We start from the raw sequence: 15,877 nt of genomic DNA on the forward strand, positions 1-15,877 counted from the left end.
AAGGAGGATACGGCATGGCACACAAAACAGCAGGACAAACAATGACAGAACTGCTTGAACAATGGGGAGTCGATCATGTTTACGGCATCCCCGGAGACAGCATTAACGAATTTATTGAGGAACTGAGACACGAAAGAAATCAATTGGAATTCATCCAAACCCGCCATGAAGAGGTGGCAGCGCTGGCAGCCGCGGCTGAGGCAAAACTCACCGGCAAGATCGGTGTTTGCCTGTCAATTGCAGGGCCGGGTGCGGTGCACTTATTGAACGGATTATACGATGCAAAAGCGGACGGCGCCCCTGTGCTTGCGATTGCAGGTCAGGTTTCCTCAGGCGAAGTCGGGCGTGACTACTTTCAGGAGATTAAGCTTGAGCAAATGTTTGAAGACGTGGCAGTGTTTAACAGGGAGGTACATAGCGCGGAGTCACTGCCGGATCTGTTGAATCAGGCGATCCGCACGGCCTACAGTAAAAAAGGCGTTGCGGTATTAAGTGTGTCAGATGATTTGTTTGCGGAGAAAATCAAACGGGAACCCGTTTATACATCACCGTTGTATATTGAAGGGAATCTTGAACCGAAAAAAGAACAGCTTGTGACATGCGCGCAATACATTAACAATGCGAAAAAGCCGATCATTTTGGCGGGACAGGGAATGAAAAAGGCGAAGCGGGAGCTGCTGGAATTTGCGGATAAAGCAGCGGCGCCGATCGTCGTCACGCTCCCCGCAAAAGGCGTTGTTCCCGATAAGCACCCGCACTTTCTCGGTAACCTTGGGCAGATTGGGACAAAACCGGCCTATGAGGCAATGGAAGAATGCGATTTGTTAATCATGCTCGGCACCTCGTTCCCGTATCGTGATTACTTGCCGGAAGACACACCGGCCATCCAGCTTGATTCAGACCCGGCGAAAATCGGCAAACGATATCCGGTAACAGCGGGGCTTGTCTGTGACTCGGCTCTCGGTCTGCGCGAACTGACGGAGTATATTGAACGAAAGGAAGACCGAAGATTCCTAAATGCCTGCACTGAACATATGCAGCATTGGTGGAACGAAATCGAAAAAGATGAAACTGAGGCGACAACACCGCTTAAACCCCAGCAGGTCATCGCACGTCTTCAGGAAGCAGCAGCAGACGACGCGGTGCTGTCTGTAGATGTCGGCACTGTCACCGTCTGGATGGCGCGGCATTTCAAAATGAACGCGAACCAGGATTTCATCGTTTCCAGCTGGCTTGCGACAATGGGCTGCGGCCTGCCGGGAGCTATAGCGGCGAGCTTGTCTGAACCGGAGCGCCAGGCCATCGCAGTCTGCGGTGATGGGGGCTTTTCCATGGTCATGCAGGATCTCCCGACCGCGGTCAAATACAAGCTCCCGATTACGGTCGTTATTTTAAACAATGAAAATCTTGGCATGATTGAATATGAACAACAGGTCAAAGGCAACATTGACTATGTCACAAAACTTCAGAATGTTGACTATGCCGCATTTGCAGAGAGCTGCGGAGCAAAAGGCATCAAGGTGACCAGAGCGGAAGAGCTTGCGCCGGCCTTTCATGAGGCGCTACACTCCGATCAGCCGGTCGTTGTTGACGTAATGATCGGAAATGAACCGCCGCTGCCCGGCAAGATCACCTATGGACAGGCAAAAGGCTTCAGCAAATACATGCTGAAAAACTTCTTCGAAAACCAAAAAATCGAAATGCCGTCATTGAAGAAAAGCTTAAAACGGTTATTCTAAAAAAACAGGGGCCCGGGAAGGCCCCTGTTTTTTGGATTTTATTGAATCATAAAATTGGTGGTTTGAACCTTTAAAATGACTCGTATACTTATTGGGATCAACATTTTCGCCGTGCCCAAAACAGACACAAGGACAAATGCATCTGCTTTTTAAGCAAAAAGATCAGCGCATTTGTCCTTGTCTGTTACATCCAAAATTAATGTCTTTATAAGCTTATTTCCCTTTTTTCGAAAGTCCGAAAAAGAAAGGAAAAGCAGAACCAACCAATAAAGTGCCGAATAAAAACATGCCGCCGATAAACACGTGAAAATTAGCGCCACCGGCTGTAAAAGCGGTAATTAAGGAAATGATACTGAGCACCACCATGGCGATGCCAGGCGCGATTCTCATTTTTTTACCTGTTGATTTATAAGCGATAACAGAACATAAAATTCCGATAACAATAGGGACAATCCATAAATAAAACAGAATAAATACTGACATTATCAAAACTCCGATTTTTTCTTCTATCATAACAAATTTCTGTAAAAAATGATATCAATGAGCTTTGAAGCCAAAATAAAAAACCGGCTCTATCAGCCGGTTTTTGTCTAACGGAACGTATCGACGATCAAAAACACATTCAAAGCAACAATCAGTACAGCGATCAGCCAAGAAACAACTGTTACCCATTTGGCATTGATCAGTGAACCCATAATCCGCTTATTGCTTGTGAACATAATAAGCGGAATTAAGGCAAAGGCAATGCCGAAGGAAAGAACCACCTGGCTCAGCACAAGAGCCGATGTCGGATTGACGCCTGATGCGATGATCAAGATCGGCGGAATGATTGTGATGAACCGCCGTACATACAGCGGGATGCGGTAATTGATAAATCCCTGCATAATCACATCGCCTGAAAGTGTTCCGACAGACGAACTGGACAGGCCCGCAACCAGCAGGCCGATTCCGAATAGCATGGCTGAAACAGGGCTGACAAGATGACCGAACTGCTGAAACGCGACATCAAGATCCTCGACAAACAGCCCGTTTTTGAAGAATAATGCTGCAGCCACAATCAGCATACTCGCATTAATAGCCCCTGCAATCAGCATCGCTATTAAAATATCAATAAATTCAAATCTGAAGATTTTTTTCCGTTCGGCATCTGTTTTGCCGACAACCCGCCGCTGTGTGAGGGCAGAGTGTAAATAAATGGCGTGCGGCATAACGGTTGCGCCGAGAATCCCTGCGGCAAGAAGAACGCTGTCGGTCCCGTGAAATGTCGGAACGAAAAGCCCCTTCATCACTGAGACGGCATCCGGCTTTGCGAAAAAGGTCTGCAGCGCAAAGGCGATGACCACTACAAACAGCATGCCGGCAATACCGGCTTCAAGTGAACGATAACCGCGGCGCTGAAGCTCCAAAATCGCGAAAGAGCCGATCGCCGCAATAATAGACGCTTCGAGCATCGGGATGCCGAACAGCAAATAGAGTCCCAGCGCCGCTCCGATAAATTCCGCCAGATCAGTCGCGATAATGACGAGTTCGCCTTGAATCCATAAGCCGATAGAAACGGGCTTAGGAAATTCCTCACGAGCAACCTCAGGCAGGTTTTTGCCTGTCGCGATACCGAGTTTGGCTGAGAGTGATTGGATCAAGAGCGCCATGATATTAGAAAATAAAATCACCCATAGCAGCATATATCCATATTTAGAACCGGCTGATATATTTGTTGCGAAGTTACCGGGATCGATATAGGCAATAGCTGCAATAAACGCCGGGCCTAAAAAAGGCAGTAGTCCTCTGAATCCTCTGCTTTTCCCGTCAAGCGCATCTTGGACTGCTTTGGAACGGGGAGATTGTGCTGTGATGTCCTTATTCATCATGTACTCACCTGAATTCTAATTGTTTTTGCCATACAACAAAGAGTTTCCTTAAACCAAATTATTTTATCTACATCATATGACCATCCCGATTTCTTGTCAACCAATGATGATCAAAATCACTTCTTAAATTTTTCCCTGTTATGTAACATGATATGTAGGGCATCTGTTAAGGGTCCATACATAAAAAGACATCGTTTCTGTATGAAACGATGCCTCCTGAATAATCTAACATTTAGGCTTCCTTCCGCAATCCGCGGAATACGAGGCTCAGTAAGAATACGAAGATCGCTGCCCCGATAATTGCCGGAATAATGGCAAATCCTGCAAGGCTTGGTCCCCAAGTTCCGAGTAGGCCATGCCCGATCCATGCGCCGATCAGACCTGCAATCATCGAACCGAAGATTCCTCCAGGCATGCGATTGCCGACGATGGCACTTCCGATTAGTCCAATTAAGATAGCAATAACTAATGAAACCAAAAAGCTAAGCATGATATTCACCTCTCCTTAATGATTTATATATCAATAACCGTTCTAGACAAATCCGAAACGTACAAAAGCATATTTGCTTATGAGTCTGTTTTTATCTTTCTATGCACACTGCCGTCAGCCAAATGAACAATTACGTCAGTGCCTTTATGCTCAGCAATTTCCTTTGCCCTTTCGATTGCTTCCGTTTTTGTCTCCTTGATTTCAGATACACGTTTGGCATCCTCAGCTTTGACGGCCCAGCCATTTTTATGCTTAATGACATGTTCCGCTTTATTCATCAGCTCGGGTCTGGCGTCATCGTTTGCCTCCTCATCGCGTTCTGTTTCATCATCATGTTTAAGAAAGTCGTCAATTTCCTTTTTTGAGGCGTTTTCCACCCATTCCTTTGCTTTGCTCGTCGCAATCGGAATGGCGCGTCCGTCCTCATAGCCTTCATCAATCATGGCATTCGCGATTTCAATCGCCTTTTTCTTCACAGGCTTCTCGAGATTTTTCAGTGAAGCGGGGTAATCCTTCATAGACCAAGGCATTTCCATCACTCCTTTTGCTTTTATAAAAAGGGTACCCGCAGGTGAAAAATAAAAACGTTTTAGAGAAAAATGAAGGTATACTATATAGTAGAAAAACGGAAGGGAAGTGCGAGTTGGGTGACAACAGAACGAAAAGAAGACTTACATCAGCAATTAAAAGAAATAGAGAAATGGGAAAAGGAGCAGCAAAAAGTCTGGTTTTGGGAAAAACTCAGCCGTCTCCCGTTTCAGCTGCTGGACAAGCTGACGCCGGAATTCATTCAGAAAAAGATCGGCAAGCTTTTGGATGAGGTGGGCACCTTTGTTCAGACTGGAGGACAGTACCTGACATCGGAAAAACAGATTATCAAAACGTTTCAAAAGAAACTGCCCGAGCAAACCTTTGAATCACTGGAGGACGTACAGAAAGCGCCTCTGGCTGTTATGGATGATGTTGCTGAAGCGATGGGCAAAAACCGAATCAATGCTGCAACCGTTCAGGGAGCGACCACGGGTGTGGGCGGCGTATTTACACTGGCGGCAGACATTCCGGCTGTGCTCGGTTTATCATTAAAAACGCTGCAGGATATCGCAGTGGCCTATGGCTATAATCCAAAGGAGAAAAAAGAGCGTGTCTTCATCGTAAAATGTTTGCAGCTTACTTCAGCAGATGTTGTCGGTAAAAAATCCATTCTGAAAGAATTAAAAGACTATGATCAGGACCGTACATATAAGAATGTCGCTTCCCAAGTCCAAGGCTGGCGGGAAGTGGTTTTAGGCTACCGTGACACCTTTGGCTGGAAAAAGCTTTTTCAAATGGTGCCGGTCGCGGGAATGGTCTTTGGCGCGGCAGCCAATCGCTCGACATTAAATGACATTACCGAAACAGGCATGATGCTCTATAAAAAGCGGCGCATCCTCGAGCGGCTCAAAGAAACAGCACAGAATCATGAATAGAAGAAAAGCAGACGGGCACCGCGTTCCGTCTGCTTTTTTCAGTCAAAACACACTCAATGTGTTTTGTTTGTTTAAAAGAAATGACAGCGGGAAAACAACAACCAACACCAATTAAAGGAGGAATTCAAAATGGCACAAGATAACAAAATGAGCAGAGAAGAAGCAGGTAGAAAAGGCGGAGAAACGACTAGCAAAAACCATGATAAAGAATTCTATCAAGAGATTGGTCAAAAAGGCGGAGAAGCCACTAGCAAAAACCATGACAAAGAATTCTATCAGGAAATCGGCGAAAAAGGCGGAGAAGCCACTAGCAAGAATCATGACAAAGAGTTCTATCAAGAGATCGGTGAAAAAGGCGGAGAAGCCACTAGTGGAAATCATGACAAAGAATTCTATCAAGAAATCGGCCGTAAAGGCGGAGAAGCGACAAGCAAAAATCATGATAAGGAATTCTACCAAGAAATTGGCTCAAAAGGCGGAAACGCCCGCGACAACGACTAACTAAGTAAAGCATAAAAGGCAGACAACCTGTAGATAAAAAGCGATCCGGCGCAGCAGCTGGATCGCTTTTTATTTTGGGTATTTTCTCAATTTATGCCAGTATTGCGATACAATAAGTGAAAAAAAGGGGTTTTCGCTAATGTCCGAGATGCAAAATGTGCTCGCCATCGCTAATGAAGTCAAAGAAAAACACGCCAATTTTTCAATCTCAGAGGTCAATGACCACTGTGTGCGCCTCGCTGTATTTACAGGAGAATATGACTGGCACCATCACCCTGACTCAGATGAATTATTCATTGTTCTTGAAGGTGAGCTGCTGATCGATTTTAAGAACAAAGAAACCGCGGTACTCAAAGCGAATGACAGCCTGCTGATCCCAAAAGGAACGGTTCACCGCACGCGCTCTTACGTCAGAACGGTGAATCTCTGTGTCGAGCATATACAAGCGAAAACAGTCACGATAGAGGAATTGCCATGCTGATCAAAAGGATTGTATGTGAAGTAGACGCTGCAAATGCTAAAGCATTTTCAAACGCGCAGTCACAGTGGGGAGCACTATCACATGTAAATGGCTTCATCAAACAGACCGGCGGTTGGCGGAAAACAGCAGATGGGCTGTTCACCGCAGAGATCATCAGCGTTTGGGAGAACAGAGCTGCCTATGATCATTTTATGAAGAACGAACATGACGTTATCTATGAAGAAATCGGGCAAAAGACTACGTTATATTCAATAGAAGTGGCGCTTACTCAGGTTGATGCAGAGGGGGTCGCTTTCTTATTTGAGAACCGGGAAATTGAATACGAGCCTGGATGGACCGTGACAAAAGCTTAGTGATGAGAAATCGCCCTCAAAAAGAGGATAAGCTGAGTTTATCGCTCATAATAACAATAAAGATATTCTCCTGTTATATTAATTGATTTAGAATGAAGAAAATGGCATTCAATTGTGAAATCAGGGGGATTAATTCGGATGACTTTTCATTTTCATGAAATTGACCATATTCAGCTCGCGGCTCCTAAAGGCTGTGAAACTGCTGCAAGACAATTTTACGGCGGGATATTAGGTTTTCAGGAAATTGAAAAACCAGATGAGTTAAAAGCCCGGGGCGGAGTCTGGTTCACTTTTGGGAACAGACAATTGCATATCGGGATAGAAGAACCTTTTGTCCCGGCTAAAAAAGCACACCCTGCATTTGAGGTTTTGAATATAGAAGGCTTAAAAGAACATGTAAAATTAAATGGAATTGCAATTGTTGAGGACAATAAACTTCCGGGAGCGGACAGATTCTATATTTCAGATCCATTTGGCAATCGTCTGGAGATGCTTGAGTGGCAGACAACGCACAAAAAAGGATAGATCACGGTTAATGATGATCTATCCTTTTTATGATAGTGTCTTTATTCGCGTCCTGGAAGTGTATCATGAACAAAAGGCGGTGCTGGTTTTAACTCCGGTTTTTCTCCAAACGCTTTAGCTTCTTTCACATATTCAAAGGATTCTCCATCCGGGGCTTTCTCCTTCAGCCAGTTTTGCTCGGCACTTTCTTCACCTTCAGAGAAATTGATCAACTGATGCGAGAACTCTTGTTTTTCGAGTGCTTTCGGGAATGTCCCCGGCACAATCGGGCCTTCCTGTGCTTCTAATTCTTTAATGGCGGCGAGCCATTGGTTTTGGTGCATCGTGTCACGCGCCAGCAGGAAGCTGAGCATATCTTTGACGCCTTTGTCATCCGTCATTTCAAACAGGCGTGCGACCTGCAGACGGCCTTGTGATTCCGCATTCAGATTGGCGCGGAAGTCTGCCAGCAGGTTTCCGCTTGCTACGATATAGCCGCCGCTCCAAGGTACGCCTGTACTGCTTTCCGGCATGGCGCCAAGTCCTGATACAATGGCATGGTGAGGGTTCATGCCGCCCAGGATGGAGCCGATGACCGGATCTTCAGCGGCTTTTTCCTGCTGATCAAGCGGAGCGTCCTCAAGAAGTCTGGCGATCATCGTAGCGATCATTTCAACATGCCCGAGTTCCTCAGTTGCCGTATCCATCAGCAAATCCTTGTATTTTTCATTTCCTCTTGTATTCCAGCCTTGAAATAAGTATTGCATGGCAACAGAAATTTCTCCGAATTGCCCGCCTAAAATTTCTTGCATTTTTTTAGCGAATAATGGATCTGGACGATCTGGTTTAGCAGGATGCTGCAGCATTTTTGTGTGCTTAAACATGTACCCATCTCCTTTTCGTTTGTCTCTTTTTATATTTCCGATCGTATGAAAGATAAACGAAACGCAGCGTATCGAGATGGGAACTATGAATCTTTTCGCAGCTCCAAAAGCTCCTGAATCAGCTTCCGGCCGAAGATGGGCTCGTACTGCCGGTAAACAGGATCAAGGCGCTTCATCCATTCTTTTTTCTCTTTATCTGACAGCTCATAAATATGTATAGTAGAATTCTTTTTAATTTCTTCCAGCTGTTCCTTATTCATTTGTTCGGCATACGTTTCATTCCACTCCGTCGTCTCCTTCATCGCTTCAGTTAAAATACGCCGTGTTTCTGGTGTTTGCGCCTTCCAGAAGTGTTCATCAGTCATGACAGCGTAGCCGAGATAACCGTGGCTGCTTATTGTCAAATAGTCCTGAACATTATAAAATTTTTTAGAATAGATGTTTGAGATTGTATTTTCTTCGCCATCGACTATATTGTTTTCTAACAGCTGAAAGGTAGAATTGAAGGATTCCTGATGAGGCGTTGCGCCAAGCAGCTTGAACTGATCCTCGATCACATCGCTTTGCATAATGCGCAGATCTTGCCCTTTTAAATCACCCGGTGTTTTGACCGGCCCTTGATTTGTCGTGATTTGTTTAAAGCCGTTTGTCCAATAGGCCAGTCCTTTTAGCTGGTTTTTCTTTAGAGAATCAAACAGCTGTGTGCCGATGCTTCCGTTCAGCCCTTTTTTGACGGCATTGTAATCTGTAAATGCATACGGCAGATCCAGCACCCCCCATTCAGGAGAGAGCATGCCGAGCTTCGATGTGGAGGGGGCGATAAATTGAACATCACCGTTTTGCAAGGCTTCAATTTCTTCAATGTCCGAGTACAGGCTTCCATTCGGAAATACTTCAATTTTTATTTTCCCGCCTGATTTTTCGTTCACCAAATCAGCGAATTTATTGGCGGCCAGCCCTTTTGGCGTATTTTCAGCAACGACATGGCTGAATGTAAATATGATTTGATCCTGCAGCCCTTCCTGGTCGTCATCATAAACAATCTCTTTATTGCCGGTATGATCATGGAATCCGATAAATAAAGCGGTTGCAATTCCAGCGATCATCAGACCGAGACATGCAAGCAAACTCTTCACGAAAAGCCCTCCCCTTATGTTAAGGATAATGGGGGCAATGCCATTCGTAAAGACCTGAAAGGAGAAGCTGATGAACAAAAAGAAGCTCTCAATCCGCTGGAAAATCACAATCCTCTCCTACATACTCGTCATTTTCTCCTTTTTGATCGGCGGCATTGTGCTCATAGGCAATATTCAGCATACAGAGGAAAGGGAGCTGAAAAAACGGCTGATGAATACGGCTCGGACGGTGTCGGAGATGACCGAAGTGAAAGAGGCATTATCGCGAAAAGAACAAACAGAAGCCGTCCGTCATGCGGTTGAAGAGATCCGTATGATCAATGAAGCAGACTACATTGTCGTCATGGACATGGATCATATTCGTTATACTCATCCTGTCAGCGCAAACATCGGAAAAAAGTCAAAGGGTGCAGATGAAGAGGCGGCGTTTGCGGAGCACATTTATTTCTCAGAAGCAACAGGCGAGATCGGAACGGCTGTCCGGGCCTTTTATCCGGTAAAGGATCAGGATTTGAATCAGATCGGAGCGGTACTCGTTGGAAAAACACTGCCGGGGATGGCTGATATATTGTTTCATTTAAGAAGGGATATCGCCTTCATTGTAGTGCTGACACTCGGATTCGGCCTGGCGGGTTCGTTCCTCTTGGCCCGTCATATCAAAAAACAAATGTTTCAGCTCGAGCCCCATGAGATTGTCCGCATGTATGAAGAGCGAACCGCTACCTTTCACTCTATGAACGAAGGCGTGATCGCCATTGACAACCGGCATATCATCACAATATTTAATGAAAAAGCGAAACAGATTTTTGAGGTGCAGGGCGATCTGGTCGGAAAGGTGATTTGGGATGTGCTCAAGGATTCGCGCCTGCCTGAAATCGTGGAGCGGAACAAAGCGGTTTATAATGAAGAAATTCGTGTCAGCGGAAAGGTCATCATGAGCAGCAGGATTCCGATCGTTATGAAGAAAAAAGTCATCGGCGCCGTCGCGATTTTCCAGGACAGAACAGAAGCGGCCAAGATGGCAGAGGAATTGACGGGTGTCAAAAACTTTGTCGAAGCGCTCCGCGTCCAAAATCATGAGCATATGAACAAGCTTCATACCATCGCAGGCCTGATCCAGCTCGGCAAATCCGAAAAAGCGCTGCAGCTGGCGTTTCAGACTTCAACCGAGCAGGAAAACGTCACTGAATTTCTGCATCGCTCCATTCAAAATGACGCCGCGGCGGGGCTTTTGCTAAGTAAAATCAGAAGGGGAAAAGAACTCGGCATTGCTGTGCATATTGATGAAAACAGCAGCCTGCAGCAATTTCCCGAGCATGTCGACCAGCATGATATCGTCGTGCTTCTCGGCAACCTGATTGAAAATGCCTTCGGCTCGTTTGAAACCGTTCAGTCTGATGATAAACGAATTGCCATCAGTATAGAACAAACGGAGGATATCCTAGCGATATTAATAGAAGATAACGGATGCGGCATTGAACACACACATATGCCGTACCTTTATGAAAAAGGATTTACAGTGAATAAAACAGGCGGCACAGGCTATGGCCTCTATTTAGTCAAGCAAATAATAGACAAAGGATCGGGTGCGATAGAGGTCGATTCACACCCGGGACAGGGCACGTCTTTTTCAATCGTTTTTCCGATGAAGGGAGAGGAATCGCAGCATGGCTCGTAAGGAAATCAAGGTTCTGCTCATTGAAGACGATCCGATGGTTCAGGAAGTAAATAAGGATTTCATCACAACCGTTAAAGGCTTTGCCGTCTGTGCGCAAGCGGGAAACGGGGACGAAGGCATCAAGCTGATCAAAGAAAAGCAGCCTGAACTCGTGATTCTGGATGTATACATGCCGAAAAAAGACGGAATCAAAACCTTGCAGGAGATCAGAAGGCAAAAGCTTGAGGTAGATGTCATCGTCGTATCCGCTGCAAAAGACAAGGAAACAATTTCTCTTATGCTGCAAAATGGGGCAGTTGACTATATCTTAAAGCCGTTTAAGCTCGAACGTATGAGACAGGCGCTTGAGAAATATAAGCGGTATAAACAAAAAATAGAGGAAAACGACACGCTGTCCCAGGATCAGCTCGATGCCATCCTCAATATCCCGCGGCAGACCGTACAGGATCTGCCGAAGGGGTTGAATCATTTTACGATGAATGAGCTCATTGCTTTTTTGAAGCAGCAAACTTCGCCTCTTTCTGCTGAAGAGGTTGCCAAGGCTCTCGGTATCGCCAGAGTGACAGCGAGGCGCTATCTTGATTATCTCGAAAAGAATGGAACGATTCAGCTTGATGTTCAATACGGAGGAGTCGGACGCCCCGTCAACCGCTACATATTTAATATGTAAGTCCGAGACCAAAAAGACCAAAATGTCCGTTATGAACATAAACTTCCCCGCCCCTTATGAAAACGCTATCATTCTAGTAAGAAAGACACAAAGGCGACTAGGACAGGGGGAGGAAGAATATGAAACTGTTTAAAAATTTAACAGTTCAAGTCATAACCGCGGTCATCATCGGGGTCATTGTCGGATTGGTTTGGCCGGATGTCGGCAAAGAAATGAAACCGCTTGGGGATACCTTTATCAACGCTGTGAAAATGGTAATCGCTCCAATCATTTTCTTCACAATCGTTCTCGGGATTGCAAAAATGGGCGATATGAAGAAGGTTGGAAAAGTAGGGGGAAAAGCATTTATCTATTTCGAGGTTGTTACGACCCTTGCACTCATTATCGGTTTATTTGTCGTTAATATTTTGAAGCCGGGTGCGGGCCTCGATTACAGCAAGCTTGAAAAGGGAGATGTCTCACAATACACGCAAAATGGCGGTCAGGGGATCGACTGGGTTGAATTTGTCACACACATCGTACCGTCCAACATGGTTGATGCCTTCGCAAAAGGGGACATTTTGCAGGTCTTATTCTTTTCCATTCTTTTCGGAGTCGGTCTAGCGGCGTTAGGTGAAAAAGGGAAAAGCGTCATTGATTTCTTTGATAAAATTTCACATGTCTTTTTCAAAATTATCGGCTATGTTATGCGTGCGGCTCCAATCGGCGCATTCGGAGCGATGGCGTATACGATCGGGCACTTTGGACTCGATTCCATCAAGCCGCTTGCCAGCTTAATGCTGTCTGTGTATATCACAATGTTCCTGTTTGTGTTTGTCGTTTTAAATATCATCTGCAAGCTATACGGATTCAGCCTTTGGAACTACCTGCGCTTTATCAAAGATGAGCTTCTCATCGTGCTCGGCACAAGCTCATCAGAATCAGTTCTTCCGAGAATGATGGATAAAATGGAGCGCTACGGCTGTTCAAAATCAGTCGTCGGGCTAGTTATTCCGACCGGCTATTCGTTTAACCTAGACGGAACATCCATTTATTTATCAATGGCGACTGTCTTTCTGGCTCAAGTGTTTGGAGTGGATCTCAGCATCGGGCAGCAAATAACGATTATCCTCGTTCTGATGCTGACTTCGAAGGGAGCAGCCGGTGTGACTGGAAGCGGATTTATCGTTCTTGCATCAACCCTCTCAGCCCTTCAGGTCATCCCGCTTGAGGGCCTTGCGCTTCTGCTCGGTGTCGACCGTTTCATGAGTGAAGGAAGAGCGATTGTGAACCTGATCGGAAACGGAATCGCCACAATCATCGTTGCAAAAAGTGAAAAAGAATTCGATGAAGCAAAAAGCGTAGAGGCTGTGGAAGGCTTGAAAAAAATGAAAACAGCAGTTTAAAAAAAGAGCGGCCCATCCATGGGGCCGTTTTTTTCATTGTTTAGAAATTATTAAGGTGTGGACAGAGACCTCAGCATTTTTTTGTTATATAATTTACAAATGGATACTATATTGAATGAAGGACGTTTGTCCTAACAGGAGTGTATAAATGGCCGCTTTAGTAAAATTTTTTCAGCACCCGGGAGTAAGGCGTTTTTCCATCTTTGTCGTGTTAACTGGTGTGTTATATCTATTTAAGAGCATGATCAACTTAATATTGCTGACCTTCATCTTCACATTTCTTATGGATCGTTTGGAGCTTGTCGTCCGGCAGTTTTTGAGCCGTTTCTTCCGAGTGAGCCAGCGGATTGTCATTACATTTCTCTACATTTTGCTGGCCGTGCTGCTTACAGTCGGAGGGTTTGTGTTTTATCCGGTCGTTGCCGCACAGATTCAGCAGCTGATCAAGCAAATTAAACATATTGCGTATCATCCAAGCAGCATTCCTTTCTTTGATGAGATCACAAGTGTTTTCGGAGATATTAATATCAGTTCGTATGTCAAAGAGGGTTTCAATGTACTTTATACGTATCTGGCCGATATCAGCACATTCGGCTTGCAGATCGTGATGGCGCTCATTCTCAGCATGTTCTTCTTATTTGAGAAAAAACGGCTGTCTGAATTTATGGAGCAGTTTAAAACGAGCAAGCTTGCTGTGTTTTATAATGAGATTGCTTTTTTCGGAGGAAAATTCGCGAGAACGTTCGGCAAGGTGCTTGAGGCACAATTTATCATCGCCCTCGTGAACTGTATACTGACTTTTATTGCGCTCTGGATTATGCATTTCCCTCAGCTGTTGGGACTCTCCATCATGGTTTTCTTTCTCGGATTGATCCCGGTAGCAGGCGTTGTCATCTCCCTGATTCCGCTCAGTATTATTGCGTACAGCACAGGCGGCGGAATGTATGTGCTCTACATTGTGCTTGTCATTTTCGCCATCCATGCGATTGAGACATATTTCCTCAATCCGAAGCTGATGTCAGCGAAAACAGAGCTGCCGATCTTTTTCACATTTACAGTCCTGATTTTTTCTGAGCATTTTCTAGGCATTTGGGGCTTAATTATCGGAATTCCGATCTTTGTATTTCTTCTTGATATTCTTGATGTGACGAACAAGGAAGATGGGCCCAAAAGATTCCGAGAAAAAAGTAACAAAAAATAGTTTACAAAATTGGATCTTTTCTGTATAAATAAACTACATCATACAATAGTAAGCCACACGCTTAATCCTTTTTAAAAGGAGTGGGGGACCCAATCTTTTGGGGTTTATTTTTCATCTGAAAAACGGACATCTCTTCGTCCGAACCCGGCAGCTAACCTCATCAGCGTGAAGAGAGAATCCTGTGGTTTTATGATACAGCCAAAGCCCGCGGGAGTCTCTCGCGGGCTTTTTTTTCAAAAAAGGAGGAATGCGGATGAAACTGGCAACAAAGATTATCATTGCATTGGTTCTGGGCGCCGTCACGGGGATTATTTTGAACGTAACATCACCTGAATTATTTGAAAATTTGAATAAGTTTGTATTTGGCCCTCTTGGCACCATCTTTTTAAACCTCATCAAAATGCTTGTCGTACCGATTGTTTTTTTCTCTCTTACATTAGGAGTTGCCGGGCTTGGCGATCCTAAAAAGCTTGGCAGAATCGGTGTGAAGGCCATCTCTTATTTTCTCATCACGACAGCGGTGGCGATTACGATCGGGCTTATACTGGCGCTTGTCATTAAGCCGGGTGAGTTCGGCACTTATGATGTCTCATCCGCTAAATTTGAGGCAGAAGAAGCACCGAGTATTGCTGACACACTTCTGAACATGATTCCGGCCAATCCCGTTCAAGCGATGACTGAAGGAAATATGCTCCAAATTATCGTGTTTTCCATTTTTGTCGGACTCGGGATTACGATGCTAGGCAAAAAAGCAGATATGCTTTTGAAAGTCGTTGAGCAGGGCAATGAACTGATGATGTATCTGGTCAACCTAGTCATGAAGTTTGCGCCATACGGCACGTTTGGTCTCATTGCGACAGCTATCGGCAGCCAGGGATTAAGTGCAATAAAAGCGATGGGGCTCTACATGATTGTTGTTACGCTGTCTCTTGTCATACATGCAATCGTCACCTACGGTTCAACAGTGGCCCTTTTAGCAAAAAGAAATCCGATTACGTTCTTTAAAGATTTCTCAGAAGTTATGGTCGTTGCGTTCAGTACCTCAAGCAGCAATGCAACGCTTCCGGTATCAATGGATGTAGCCCAGAAAAAACTCAAAGTGCCTGAGCCGATCAGCAGCTTCGTTCAGCCGCTCGGCGCGACGATTAACATGGACGGTACAGCCATTATGCAAGGGGTGGCCACCATCTTTATTGCACAGGTATTCGGACATGATCTTACATTTACGCAATTGCTGATGGTGATATTGACGGCTGTATTAGCAAGTGTGGGAACCGCGGGTGTTCCGGGAGTCGGCTTGATTATGCTCGCCATGGTGCTTCAATCAGTCGGCCTGCCTGTTGAGGGCATCGGTTTGATCCTCGGAATAGACCGTTTGCTCGATATGCTTCGTACAGTGGTCAACACAACAGGAGACGCGGCCTGTGCCGTCATCATTACAGAAACAGAAAAGAACAAACAGACGGAGCAAGCACCGACTCTATCGGTTTAACCAAACATTTGGAAGCAACAAATGCTATA

Annotated in this window: 18 protein-coding genes and 1 riboswitch; of the genes, 12 read left to right on the forward strand and 6 right to left on the reverse strand. The window is 45.2% G+C overall.

The features are described from left to right. Nucleotides 1-14 precede the first annotated feature (14 nt). Nucleotides 15-1,739 carry a pyruvate oxidase gene (locus tag NSU16_RS02530; RefSeq protein ID WP_010333080.1) on the forward strand — a complete coding sequence of 575 codons (1,725 nt, stop codon included), beginning with the start codon at nucleotides 15-17 and terminating at the stop codon, nucleotides 1,737-1,739. A 213-nt stretch (nucleotides 1,740-1,952) separates the two neighbouring features. On the opposite strand, the gene NSU16_RS02535 is transcribed toward NSU16_RS02530, so the two are convergent. The 4 genes from NSU16_RS02535 to NSU16_RS02550 all read right to left on the reverse strand — a co-directional run bounded on the left by NSU16_RS02535 (nucleotide 1,953) and on the right by NSU16_RS02550 (nucleotide 4,627). Beyond that, nucleotides 1,953-2,222, reverse strand: a complete 270-nt coding sequence (locus NSU16_RS02535) for a hypothetical protein (RefSeq protein ID WP_010333081.1) — start codon at nucleotides 2,220-2,222, stop codon at nucleotides 1,953-1,955. Between the two features lie 107 nt (nucleotides 2,223-2,329). Next, entirely contained in the window at nucleotides 2,330-3,607 is a 1,278-nt protein-coding gene (locus NSU16_RS02540; RefSeq protein WP_229149975.1) for an Nramp family divalent metal transporter, read from the reverse strand. A 232-nt stretch (nucleotides 3,608-3,839) separates the two neighbouring features. Continuing rightward, entirely contained in the window at nucleotides 3,840-4,097 is a 258-nt protein-coding gene (locus NSU16_RS02545) for a GlsB/YeaQ/YmgE family stress response membrane protein (RefSeq protein ID WP_010333083.1), read from the reverse strand. 77 nt (nucleotides 4,098-4,174) lie between these two features. Continuing rightward, nucleotides 4,175-4,627 (reverse strand): DUF2188 domain-containing protein, encoded by a 453-nt coding sequence (locus NSU16_RS02550; RefSeq protein WP_339191983.1) that lies wholly within the window; start codon nucleotides 4,625-4,627, stop codon nucleotides 4,175-4,177. Nucleotides 4,628-4,744: 117 nt separating this feature from the next. Between NSU16_RS02550 and NSU16_RS02555 the strand changes: the two genes are divergently transcribed. The 6 genes from NSU16_RS02555 to NSU16_RS02580 all read left to right on the forward strand — a co-directional run bounded on the left by NSU16_RS02555 (nucleotide 4,745) and on the right by NSU16_RS02580 (nucleotide 7,423). Beyond that, nucleotides 4,745-5,563, forward strand: a complete 819-nt coding sequence (locus tag NSU16_RS02555; protein WP_010333085.1) for an EcsC family protein — start codon at nucleotides 4,745-4,747, stop codon at nucleotides 5,561-5,563. Then, a complete protein-coding gene (locus NSU16_RS02560; RefSeq protein WP_339191985.1) occupies nucleotides 5,556-5,678 on the forward strand; it encodes a hypothetical protein in 123 nt (40 codons plus the stop codon). Before NSU16_RS02555 ends, NSU16_RS02560 begins: the two co-directional genes overlap by 8 nt. A 14-nt stretch (nucleotides 5,679-5,692) precedes the next feature. After that, entirely contained in the window at nucleotides 5,693-6,064 is a 372-nt protein-coding gene (gsiB, locus tag NSU16_RS02565) for a glucose starvation-inducible protein GsiB (RefSeq protein ID WP_339191987.1), read from the forward strand. Between the two features lie 139 nt (nucleotides 6,065-6,203). After that, nucleotides 6,204-6,545, forward strand: coding sequence for a cupin domain-containing protein (locus tag NSU16_RS02570; protein ID WP_168746970.1), 342 nt, complete (start codon nucleotides 6,204-6,206; stop codon nucleotides 6,543-6,545). After that, complete coding sequence (locus NSU16_RS02575) at nucleotides 6,539-6,898, forward strand: YdbC family protein (protein WP_339191989.1); 360 nt, start codon at nucleotides 6,539-6,541, stop codon at nucleotides 6,896-6,898. The genes NSU16_RS02570 and NSU16_RS02575 overlap by 7 nt, the downstream gene beginning before the upstream one ends. 138 nt (nucleotides 6,899-7,036) lie before the next feature. Further along, complete coding sequence (locus NSU16_RS02580) at nucleotides 7,037-7,423, forward strand: VOC family protein (RefSeq protein WP_168746972.1); 387 nt, start codon at nucleotides 7,037-7,039, stop codon at nucleotides 7,421-7,423. Nucleotides 7,424-7,464: 41 nt separating this feature from the next. On the opposite strand, the gene NSU16_RS02585 is transcribed toward NSU16_RS02580, so the two are convergent. Then, nucleotides 7,465-8,286 (reverse strand): manganese catalase family protein, encoded by an 822-nt coding sequence (locus tag NSU16_RS02585; RefSeq protein ID WP_168746973.1) that lies wholly within the window; start codon nucleotides 8,284-8,286, stop codon nucleotides 7,465-7,467. Between the two features lie 83 nt (nucleotides 8,287-8,369). Beyond that, on the reverse strand, nucleotides 8,370-9,422 hold the full coding sequence (gene dctB / locus NSU16_RS02590) for a C4-dicarboxylate TRAP transporter substrate-binding protein DctB (protein WP_010333091.1): 1,053 nt from the start codon (nucleotides 9,420-9,422) through the stop codon (nucleotides 8,370-8,372). A gap of 70 nt (nucleotides 9,423-9,492) precedes the next feature. On the opposite strand from dctB, the gene dctS reads away from it, so the two are divergent. The 5 genes from dctS to NSU16_RS02615 all read left to right on the forward strand — a co-directional run bounded on the left by dctS (nucleotide 9,493) and on the right by NSU16_RS02615 (nucleotide 15,848). After that, a complete protein-coding gene (gene dctS / locus NSU16_RS02595) occupies nucleotides 9,493-11,100 on the forward strand; it encodes a two-component system sensor histidine kinase DctS (protein ID WP_339191990.1) in 1,608 nt (535 codons plus the stop codon). Continuing rightward, nucleotides 11,090-11,770: a response regulator gene (locus tag NSU16_RS02600; protein ID WP_339191992.1), complete on the forward strand. Its 681-nt coding sequence runs from the start codon at nucleotides 11,090-11,092 to the stop codon at nucleotides 11,768-11,770. Before dctS ends, NSU16_RS02600 begins: the two co-directional genes overlap by 11 nt. 119 nt (nucleotides 11,771-11,889) lie before the next feature. Then, a complete protein-coding gene (gene dctP, locus NSU16_RS02605; protein WP_339191994.1) occupies nucleotides 11,890-13,155 on the forward strand; it encodes a C4-dicarboxylate transporter DctP in 1,266 nt (421 codons plus the stop codon). A gap of 148 nt (nucleotides 13,156-13,303) precedes the next feature. Then, entirely contained in the window at nucleotides 13,304-14,356 is a 1,053-nt protein-coding gene (locus tag NSU16_RS02610; RefSeq protein WP_010333095.1) for an AI-2E family transporter, read from the forward strand. A gap of 48 nt (nucleotides 14,357-14,404) precedes the next feature. Beyond that, nucleotides 14,405-14,536, forward strand: a riboswitch (cyclic di-AMP (ydaO/yuaA leader). Between the two features lie 73 nt (nucleotides 14,537-14,609). Next, nucleotides 14,610-15,848: a dicarboxylate/amino acid:cation symporter gene (locus NSU16_RS02615; RefSeq protein ID WP_010333096.1), complete on the forward strand. Its 1,239-nt coding sequence runs from the start codon at nucleotides 14,610-14,612 to the stop codon at nucleotides 15,846-15,848. Nucleotides 15,849-15,877 lie beyond the last annotated feature (29 nt).

The organism is Bacillus sp. FSL K6-1003, from assembly GCF_037964945.1.
Classification (GTDB): domain Bacteria; phylum Bacillota; class Bacilli; order Bacillales; family Bacillaceae; genus Bacillus; species Bacillus mojavensis.

Excerpts from the sequence above, each read along its gene's own strand:
- NSU16_RS02540 (WP_229149975.1), bottom strand. The coding sequence starts at position 3,607 with ATGATGAATAAGGACATCACAGCACAATCTCCCCGTTCCAAAGCAGTC.
- dctS (WP_339191990.1), top strand. The coding sequence starts at position 9,493 with ATGAACAAAAAGAAGCTCTCAATCCGCTGGAAAATCACAATCCTCTCC.
- NSU16_RS02610 (WP_010333095.1), top strand. The coding sequence starts at position 13,304 with ATGGCCGCTTTAGTAAAATTTTTTCAGCACCCGGGAGTAAGGCGTTTT.
- NSU16_RS02600 (WP_339191992.1), top strand. The coding sequence starts at position 11,090 with ATGGCTCGTAAGGAAATCAAGGTTCTGCTCATTGAAGACGATCCGATG.
- NSU16_RS02570 (WP_168746970.1), top strand. The coding sequence starts at position 6,204 with ATGTCCGAGATGCAAAATGTGCTCGCCATCGCTAATGAAGTCAAAGAA.
- dctP (WP_339191994.1), top strand. The coding sequence starts at position 11,890 with ATGAAACTGTTTAAAAATTTAACAGTTCAAGTCATAACCGCGGTCATC.
- NSU16_RS02585 (WP_168746973.1), bottom strand. The coding sequence starts at position 8,286 with ATGTTTAAGCACACAAAAATGCTGCAGCATCCTGCTAAACCAGATCGT.
- NSU16_RS02535 (WP_010333081.1), bottom strand. The coding sequence starts at position 2,222 with ATGTCAGTATTTATTCTGTTTTATTTATGGATTGTCCCTATTGTTATC.
- NSU16_RS02545 (WP_010333083.1), bottom strand. The coding sequence starts at position 4,097 with ATGCTTAGCTTTTTGGTTTCATTAGTTATTGCTATCTTAATTGGACTA.
- NSU16_RS02575 (WP_339191989.1), top strand. The coding sequence starts at position 6,539 with ATGCTGATCAAAAGGATTGTATGTGAAGTAGACGCTGCAAATGCTAAA.
- NSU16_RS02615 (WP_010333096.1), top strand. The coding sequence starts at position 14,610 with ATGAAACTGGCAACAAAGATTATCATTGCATTGGTTCTGGGCGCCGTC.
- gsiB (WP_339191987.1), top strand. The coding sequence starts at position 5,693 with ATGGCACAAGATAACAAAATGAGCAGAGAAGAAGCAGGTAGAAAAGGC.
- NSU16_RS02530 (WP_010333080.1), top strand. The coding sequence starts at position 15 with ATGGCACACAAAACAGCAGGACAAACAATGACAGAACTGCTTGAACAA.
- NSU16_RS02580 (WP_168746972.1), top strand. The coding sequence starts at position 7,037 with ATGACTTTTCATTTTCATGAAATTGACCATATTCAGCTCGCGGCTCCT.
- NSU16_RS02550 (WP_339191983.1), bottom strand. The coding sequence starts at position 4,627 with ATGCCTTGGTCTATGAAGGATTACCCCGCTTCACTGAAAAATCTCGAG.
- NSU16_RS02560 (WP_339191985.1), top strand. The coding sequence starts at position 5,556 with ATGAATAGAAGAAAAGCAGACGGGCACCGCGTTCCGTCTGCTTTTTTC.